At 56.9% G+C, this 255-nt stretch carries 1 rRNA gene; it reads right to left on the reverse strand.

What is annotated here, in order from left to right:
* Positions 1–255: ribosomal RNA gene (locus K4B79_RS47605) — 23S ribosomal RNA — on the reverse strand; the annotation flags it as partial.

The following is a 255-nucleotide window of genomic DNA, read 5'->3' on the forward strand; positions in this document are numbered from 1 at the left end:
CCCCTAACCACAGGTCATCCCCCAGGTTTTCAACCCTGGTGGGTTCGGTCCTCCACGAAGTCTTACCTCCGCTTCAACCTGCCCATGGCTAGATCACTCCGCTTCGGGTCTTGAGCGTGCTACTCCAATCGCCCTATTCGGACTCGCTTTCGCTACGGCTACCCCACCCGGGTTAACCTCGCAACACACCGCAAACTCGCAGGCTCATTCTTCAAAAGGCACGCAGTCACGAGAGTGAAGACAAGTCTTCACTCC

Source organism: Streptomyces lincolnensis (genome assembly GCF_021173675.1).
Taxonomy (GTDB): Bacteria; Actinomycetota; Actinomycetes; order Streptomycetales; family Streptomycetaceae; genus Streptomyces; species Streptomyces lincolnensis_B.